General features: G+C 43.4%; 5 protein-coding genes, 1 tRNA gene and 1 pseudogene. 5 read left to right on the top strand and 2 right to left on the bottom strand.

Translation table 11 applies throughout. The features are described 5' to 3' along the window. Positions 1-197: 197 nt before the first annotated feature. Positions 198-767 carry an RNA 2',3'-cyclic phosphodiesterase gene (gene thpR, locus M0Q51_04390; protein ID MCK9399221.1) on the bottom strand — a complete coding sequence of 190 codons (570 nt, stop codon included), beginning with the start codon at positions 765-767 and terminating at the stop codon, positions 198-200. 178 nt (positions 768-945) lie between these two features. Between thpR and M0Q51_04385 the strand changes: the two genes are divergently transcribed. From M0Q51_04385 to M0Q51_04370, 4 genes are all read left to right on the top strand, one after another. Further along, on the top strand, positions 946-2,496 hold the full coding sequence (locus tag M0Q51_04385; protein ID MCK9399220.1) for a M28 family peptidase: 1,551 nt from the start codon (positions 946-948) through the stop codon (positions 2,494-2,496). Positions 2,497-2,644: 148 nt separating this feature from the next. Beyond that, positions 2,645-2,718: transfer RNA gene (locus tag M0Q51_04380), tRNA-Ala, on the top strand. Positions 2,719-3,171: 453 nt separating this feature from the next. Beyond that, the gene (locus tag M0Q51_04375) at positions 3,172-4,353 is read left to right on the top strand and encodes an ATP-binding protein (protein ID MCK9399219.1); all 1,182 of its coding nucleotides are present in this window, start codon (positions 3,172-3,174) and stop codon (positions 4,351-4,353) included. A gap of 394 nt (positions 4,354-4,747) precedes the next feature. Continuing rightward, entirely contained in the window at positions 4,748-5,491 is a 744-nt protein-coding gene (locus M0Q51_04370) for a HipA domain-containing protein (protein MCK9399218.1), read from the top strand. On the opposite strand, the pseudogene M0Q51_04365 reads toward M0Q51_04370, so the two are convergent. After that, positions 5,433-6,247: pseudogene (locus M0Q51_04365) on the bottom strand (ATP-binding protein). The gene M0Q51_04370 and the pseudogene M0Q51_04365 overlap by 59 nt on opposite strands. Positions 6,248-6,541: 294 nt before the next feature. Here M0Q51_04365 and M0Q51_04360 point away from each other — a divergent pair. After that, positions 6,542-7,126: a hypothetical protein gene (locus M0Q51_04360; protein ID MCK9399217.1), complete on the top strand. Its 585-nt coding sequence runs from the start codon at positions 6,542-6,544 to the stop codon at positions 7,124-7,126. Positions 7,127-7,133: the final 7 nt, after the last annotated feature.

Below are 7,133 nucleotides of genomic sequence, written 5' to 3'. Positions count from 1 at the left end.
TAAAGATAAAAAGAAAAATCATACAAACTAAATTAAGTTATTGACAATCAATTGTTTATAACTATGAAAAACAAATATGTTTTAAAATATTGTAAATTCGTCTCCCCGACTTTTCGGAGGGGACTCAAAGTTCAAAGTTCAAGGTTCAAAGTGATTTGAAAACTCTGAACCTAATAAATTCAACTTTGCAATTTGAACTATGAACTTTGAACTCTTAGTTTATAGCTCTCAAGTACCTTATAAACAGGCCCTTCCCTAAGGAGGATACTTTCATACAAGTGAAACTCCCCAACCTGGACCTCCTGCATCCAGGTTTTTTTATGCTCATCGATCACTGACTGGAACAAATGTTTGTCGGGGATGAACTTGATCCGCCCGATAGTCAGGTGAGGCACAAAATTCTGCCGTTCATGCTCCCATCCGATCGTTTCCGCGGCTTGCAGCACATCTGCACCCAGATCTTTCAATGGTTCCGCCTTTTCCATCCCGAACCAGATCACTTTAGGATTATAAGAGCTGCCAAAGATGCCGACATTGACCAGCTCCGAAGTAAACGGTTTGTGACGCCCAGCCACTTCCCGCAATACTTTGCTGATGTCCGGAATACGGTTTTCCATCGTTTCACCGAAGAATTTCAGCGTAACATGGATGCTTTCCGGCTTCACCCATGTAATTTGGGCAAAACGCAACCCCGACTTCAGGCTGTTGTAGGTTTTCAGGAACTCATTGGACGGGTGGATCTTGACAGCAACGAAGAGGCGTTTCATACCTACTGAATTTTGATGTAAAAATAGGGAATAGTTAGTGGTTAGTAGTTAGGTGAAAAGAAATCATCGCAGATTACCCGGATTTAGACAGAGAGGCACAGAATTTATGCCTGGAATCATCATACCTGGATTCATTCACCCTGTTTTTTTATAGTTTTGGATAATAATCCGAGCCTTTATGAAACGATTATTAATATTCATCACATTTTATTCTTCAGTATACTTGCTCTTTGCCCAGGACACTTTGCTATTACGCTATTCCCGCACTATCACAGCGAAGGAACTGTCGGAGCATGTCTACAAACTGGCTTCCAAAGATTTTGAAGGGCGGTTTACCGGCAGTAAAGGCCAGATCAAGGCGGAGGAATATATCAAGGATGAATTTAAGAAGGACGGGCTGCAAGCACCTCAGATTTCCGGTAAACCAACTTATACCCAGGATTTTACCCTCGATAACTGCCGATGGAAAGATCAGCATTTGCTGGTGAATGGAGTCGGATTCGAGGTCGGGAAAGATTTTCTTTTCCTTAGCGATCCGGTCGACATCAAAGGGATATACCCGGTTGTTTTCGCCGGTTTTGGCATTGAAGATTCAGCTTATTCTGACTTCGGAGATGTGGATGTAAAAGAAAAGATTATGCTTGTTTTTTCCGGGGAACCTGAAAATAAAGAGGGAAACTCTGTTATTTCAGGCCGCAAGGAACCTTCCAGGAAAGCTTATTATTTCAGTAAATCTGCCGTGGCGGTCGACAAAGGTGCAGCCGGCGTTATCATTATTGCCCGTAAGGATTCGGATTTCAGGAAGTACCTGAAGAACAGGGAGTATTATGATAAGAAGCCGAATATTTCATATCCTGCAAAGGATGGAGATAAACCAAAGTCAAAGGAGGTATTTTCAGCTTATATGGACCTGGAAACGGCGGCCCGGTTAGTTAATGAAGATCCAAAAAACCTTTCAGCTGCTTTGCATGAGATGGAATCAAGCCTTAAAACAACAGCAGGCCGGTTTACGGGCTCCGTCGGGATCGATGCGTCGAGTGATTGCTCTCCGATGCTTACAGGCAATGTGATTGGCATGGTAGAAGGGACAGATAAAAAGCGTGAAGCGGTGGTGGTGGTTGCCCATTATGATCATCTTGGCGAGAAAGGTGGCAAGATTTATTTTGGGGCCGACGACAATGCATCCGGCACTGCTGCGGTCATGGAAGTGGCGGAAGCCTTTGCACAGGCCGCGCGTGATGGCCATCGTCCCAGGCGCACCGTGATCTTTATGGCTGTCTCGGCAGAAGAGCTCGGCTTGTACGGCTCGCGGTTTTATTCCGAAAACCCTATTATTCCGCTTGACAGCACCTTTGCCTGCGTAAATATCGATATGATCGGCCGGGTCAACCCGAAACTGAAAGACAGTTCGGACTATATCTCCGGGTATGCTTATCTTTCAGAAGATATCCGGGAGGTTTCCCGGAAGAACAGCAATTTGATGGCCCCCGGCCTGGCTGACCGGATGGAATTCCGGGCTCATGTCCGCGGCGGCTCCGATCATTATCATTTTGCAAATCATGGTATTCCTTCGCTTTTCTATTTTGAAGGCCTCCACAGGGATTATCACGAACCCACAGACACGCCGGATAAGATCCTTTACGACAGAATGGAGAAGATTGTCCGCGCCATTTTCGCCACAACCTGGGAGCTGGCAAACCGCGGAGAGAAATTAGAAATTGGAAATTAGAAATTTGGGGGTCTATTGTTGTGATATTTAGATTAATTCTTACTTTTGCACTGCGGAAGGATTCATAATTTCCAGTTTCAAATTTCTAATTTCCAATTTCAAACTCCACACCCACACTACACTTGACACCCACACCCACACCCTTTTCGGGGTATTAGCTCAGCTGGCTAGAGCGTTTGACTGGCAGTCAAGAGGTCATCGGTTCGACTCCGATATACTCCACAAAGCAAAACCCGATCACGCCAAATGCGGATCGGGTTTTGAGTTTTAAGTTTTAAGGGTTGAGGTTTAAGTTGGGGATTTGTTTTGAAATTTCCTCATACCATGCATCTGACCCATGATGAATTGAACAGCCTGGAGCCTTAAAACAACACAAAAGATCCTTGCCAGCCATAGCCAGGCCAAGGATTGGGCGCAGATCATCTACCCGGGTCACAAAGATTTCAATGAATTTCTGATGGCGTAATCAGTAATTCCTTAGAATCCTTTTATTAAGATTTTTCTATTCAAATAAGGGATGATATGTAAAGAAAAGTCGATTTTCTATACATATCATCTGTATTAAAATTATTCTTACAAGACAAGCTGGTCGCGGAATTCAGGATTTACTCAATATACTGAGTAATTTTACTCAATACGTTGAGTAAATTATTATCTTTGTAAAAAATATCAGTTATGTTCCAGCGTCCTTATTATACCAGGATCGAGCAACGGCTTAGCCTGGAAAGAAAATTCATCCAGGTTCTCATGGGTCCCAGGCAGGTGGGCAAAACTACCCTTGTCCGGCAACTTCTGGATAAATATCCTTTCCCCTGGCATTATGCCTCTGCGGATGAAGCGACCCAACCTCTCTGGCTGCAACAGCAGTGGGAAGCAATCCGGTTGAAATTTAATTCCATTGGAGCTAAAGAAGCACTGCTGGTCATTGATGAGATTCAAAAAATTCCGGATTGGAGCAACCTGGTGAAGATCCAGTGGGATAAAGACAGCTTTGATAAGCTGCCTTTGAAGGTCATTCTTCTTGGATCATCGCAGTTGATGTTACAGAAAGGTTTGAGTGAATCGCTGGCAGGACGGTTTGAAGTGACCATGCTTCCTCACTGGTCCTACAGGGAGATGAAAGATGCATTCGGCTTCTCCCTGGAAGATTACATCTGGTTTGGGGGGTATCCGGGCCCTGCTGATCTGATCTCCGATGAAAACCGATGGAAAGAATACATCCGTCATTCCCTGGTTGAAACGACCATCATGCGTGATATTTTACTGTTGACCAGGATTGACAAACCAGTCTTGTTGCGTAACCTTTTCGACCTGGCCTGTTCCTGGTCTGGTCAGATCCTTTCGTACAATAAGATACTGGGACAATTGAAGGATGCAGGGAATACGACAACACTGGCCCATTACCTGAAACTTTTGGAAGGTGCAGGTATGATCAAGGGACTGGAGAAATTTTCCACTTCAACAATCCGGCAGCGTGCCTCGAGTCCAAAGTTCCAGGTGTTTAATACTGCTTTAATGTCAGCCATAAGTCCAAACCAAAGACAGGAAATCGCCGAACAACCAGAAATTTATGGACGTTGGGTTGAATCTGCCATCGGGTCTCACCTTCTCAATCAATCATTGACGGAACAAATAAACCTTTATTACTGGCGGGAAGGCAATCACGAAGTTGATTTTGTCCTGCAGAAAGGGGACAAAACTTTCGGGATTGTAGTGAAAAGCGGCCGCAATAAGTCCTCTTCAGGTATTCCAGAATTCACGAAGCGATTTAATCCAGGCAAGGTTCTTCTTGTTGGAAGAGAAGGAATACCATTTGAGGAATTCCTTATGATACCGGTTGCAGATCTAATTAGTTAATAGCATTAGAGATTGCTGGAATTTCCTTCTTAATTTAACTGACCTATTTATTTTTTCGTTGTGGTTCCGCGACTGGAGAGCTCCCTCGTCGCTTCGCTCCTCAGTCCGCTCCCCCAGGTCGCTCCACCACAACTAGTGTTGAAATTTATTATTAAACACAGTTGCCGCAAAAGCGACATAAGCTGGTGCGGTCCCCGAACTTGTGAGGGGAACCCGACTTAGTCGGGTAACGCCAGGTTCAGTCGCGTTGCGGCAACGAGGCCCGTCCGTCCCTGGGTGCAGTCTTCAATGTTCTGCGGGTACTTGGCCTGCAGGATGATTTTCTAAAACTGGCTGCAGATGATGAATTGGGTAAAAAGCTTCAGGATATTAAACTCCTCGGTAAAAAGTAATTATGTCAATCAATAAAACAGACATTTTTGTTTACGCCCACTGGTTTGGGATGCCGGTACCGGTGCTGATCGGAATTTTGTCAGCCCACCAGGCAAAAGGCCGAAAATCTTTCAGCTTTGAATATGATAAACAATGGCTGAAAGAAAGTAATCTTTTTCTTCTGGATCCTGACATTGGCCTGTATCCAGGCCCTCAGTTTCCGGCAGCAAAAGATAATTTCGGAATATTTTTCGATTCGATGCCGGATACCTGGGGAATGACACTGATGAAGAGAAGAGCCGCCCAGATAGCAAAGACTGAAGGAAGAATTGCACCTGTTTTGCATGACACAGACTTTCTTTTGCGAGTTGCAGATACATGCAGGATGGGGGCGTTGCGCTTTAAACTTGACCCGAACGGACCATTTCTTGATGATGATAGCCGCTCCCATGTTCCACCATGGACATCGGTTGGAGAATTACAGCATATTGCAGACCTTGTAGAGTCTGATAAGGACACGAAAGAACTAAATGAATGGCTGATTATGCTAATGGCACCGGGATCATCATTGGGTGGTGCAAGGCCAAAAGCTAATATAATTGATAAAAAAGGTCAACTCTGGATCGCAAAATTTCCATCGAAGAACGATACGATCGATAAAGCCAAATGGGAATTTCTGGCTTATAAACTTGCCCTGGCGGCGGGTATCAACATGTCAGAATCCAGGAATGCTCATTCACAAAATCCATGTAATTTGAACTGCTAACAAATGAGGTAATCGAATCAGGGTAAGCATTTAAAAAAGTAGTTGGTATCTTATTCTTTATTTTATCAGCCCATTTAAACTCATAAGCTGATATTTTTCCATCACTTTCTTCAATGTAATCAATCTCCTGCTGTTGCGCAGTTCTCCAAAAATATCTTTTGGCATCAATCTGAAGATTGTTCAGTAATTTGAACCTTTCCCCAACCAGGAAATTTTCCCAAAGCGCTCCTTTATCTGTTCTTAGATTGATCTGGCTGAAATTTGAAATCAGTGCATTTCGGATCCCGTTATCATAAAAATAAATCTTTCGGGATTTCCTGATCTCATTCCTCACATTCCTGCTGAATGACCTTAGCCTGAAGACGACAAATGCCTTCTCCAAAAGATCAATGTAACGCCTGACTGTCAGTTGGTCAATTCGAGGGATGAAGATCCCGTAACAATCAACTGAACAGCTTTAATTTTATCATGAATAAGCTTAAGGGTGATTCCTATATTTTTGATCCGTTGGGCTTCGTCGATCATGACTACCCGGGCATCGCCGAACCTGTGCATCAATTGTGTTGATGTAACATCTGTCAGTTCTTTTCTGATGTCAGGTTCATCACAGTCCAGGATTAGAACTTTTTCCCGGATCTCCCGGGCCAACATTTCCAGCACTGTCGTTTTCCCGGATTGACGCGGACCAAAGAGCATAATTATTTTTCCTTTGAACAGGACTTCTTTGATTCTTTGAATGATAATTCTGTTGATCATATGCTTGATTTGATCCCAAAGATACACAATTAGAAGAATATAATCAGAAATTATTATAATATTTTCGTATTATAATCGACAATCGACCATCACTTCGTCCATCGTCCATGAAAAGGGAGTTTTAAGTTTTGAGTTTTGAGTGTTAAGTGGGGGAATTTGTTCGACATTTTTGAATGCCTTGAGATTTTTACCTTAAAGAACTCACAGTTTATTTATAATTTTGCTTTCGAAATCCAGATTTACTAACTTAATTAAATTAAAACGAAAAATATTTCTTTCCTGATCATTGCAGGCTTGGTGCTGAGCCTCTCCACGGTATCCCATGCCCAGAAAATCGCCCTCAAATCCGGCTCAGTAGCCTCTCTCGGCACTCTTTCTGAGGTCCGGGTGGAATATACCTATGACAACATGATGGTGGGTAAATACAAAGAAGCAGACTATCTGAAGAAGAAAGTGGAAGAATATAATAAAAAGGAACCCGGAAAAGGCGACCAGTGGCAACAAGACTGGGTTAACGACAGGGGAGCAAAGTTCCAGCCCAGGTTCCAGGATGCCTTCAATAACTTTTGTAACATCTTAGCGGTGAATTTCAAAATAGACCCAAATGCAGGCGGCAAATACAGGATGGTGGTCCATACTACATTCACCGAACCGGGATTCAATATTTATATGACAAGCAAGAATGCGTCAATCAATGCTGAAGTGACTTTTTTCGACGAATCGAATGCCGAAATGGCAAAAGTTACGATCACTAATTCACCTGGCAGCGGGATCTTTGATTTGGATTACGATACAGGAACCAGGATCCAGGAGGCTTATGCCAATGCCGGCAGATCACTCGCCGCATTTATTCTCGAAGAAGCATTTGGTAAAAAATAAGATTACA

The sequence above is a fragment of the Bacteroidales bacterium genome (genome assembly GCA_023229505.1).
Classification (GTDB): Bacteria; Bacteroidota; Bacteroidia; order Bacteroidales; family JAGOPY01; genus JAGOPY01.
The sequence above is the reverse complement of the archived record's forward strand: the minus strand, read 5'-3'. Positions and strand labels throughout refer to the sequence as shown.

What these genes read in the sequence shown, in the direction of transcription:
- thpR (MCK9399221.1), bottom strand. Translation starts at nt 767, where the DNA reads ATGAAACGCCTCTTCGTTGCTGTCAAGATCCACCCGTCCAATGAGTTC.
- M0Q51_04385 (MCK9399220.1), top strand. Translation starts at nt 946, where the DNA reads ATGAAACGATTATTAATATTCATCACATTTTATTCTTCAGTATACTTG.
- M0Q51_04375 (MCK9399219.1), top strand. Translation starts at nt 3,172, where the DNA reads ATGTTCCAGCGTCCTTATTATACCAGGATCGAGCAACGGCTTAGCCTG.
- M0Q51_04370 (MCK9399218.1), top strand. Translation starts at nt 4,748, where the DNA reads ATGTCAATCAATAAAACAGACATTTTTGTTTACGCCCACTGGTTTGGG.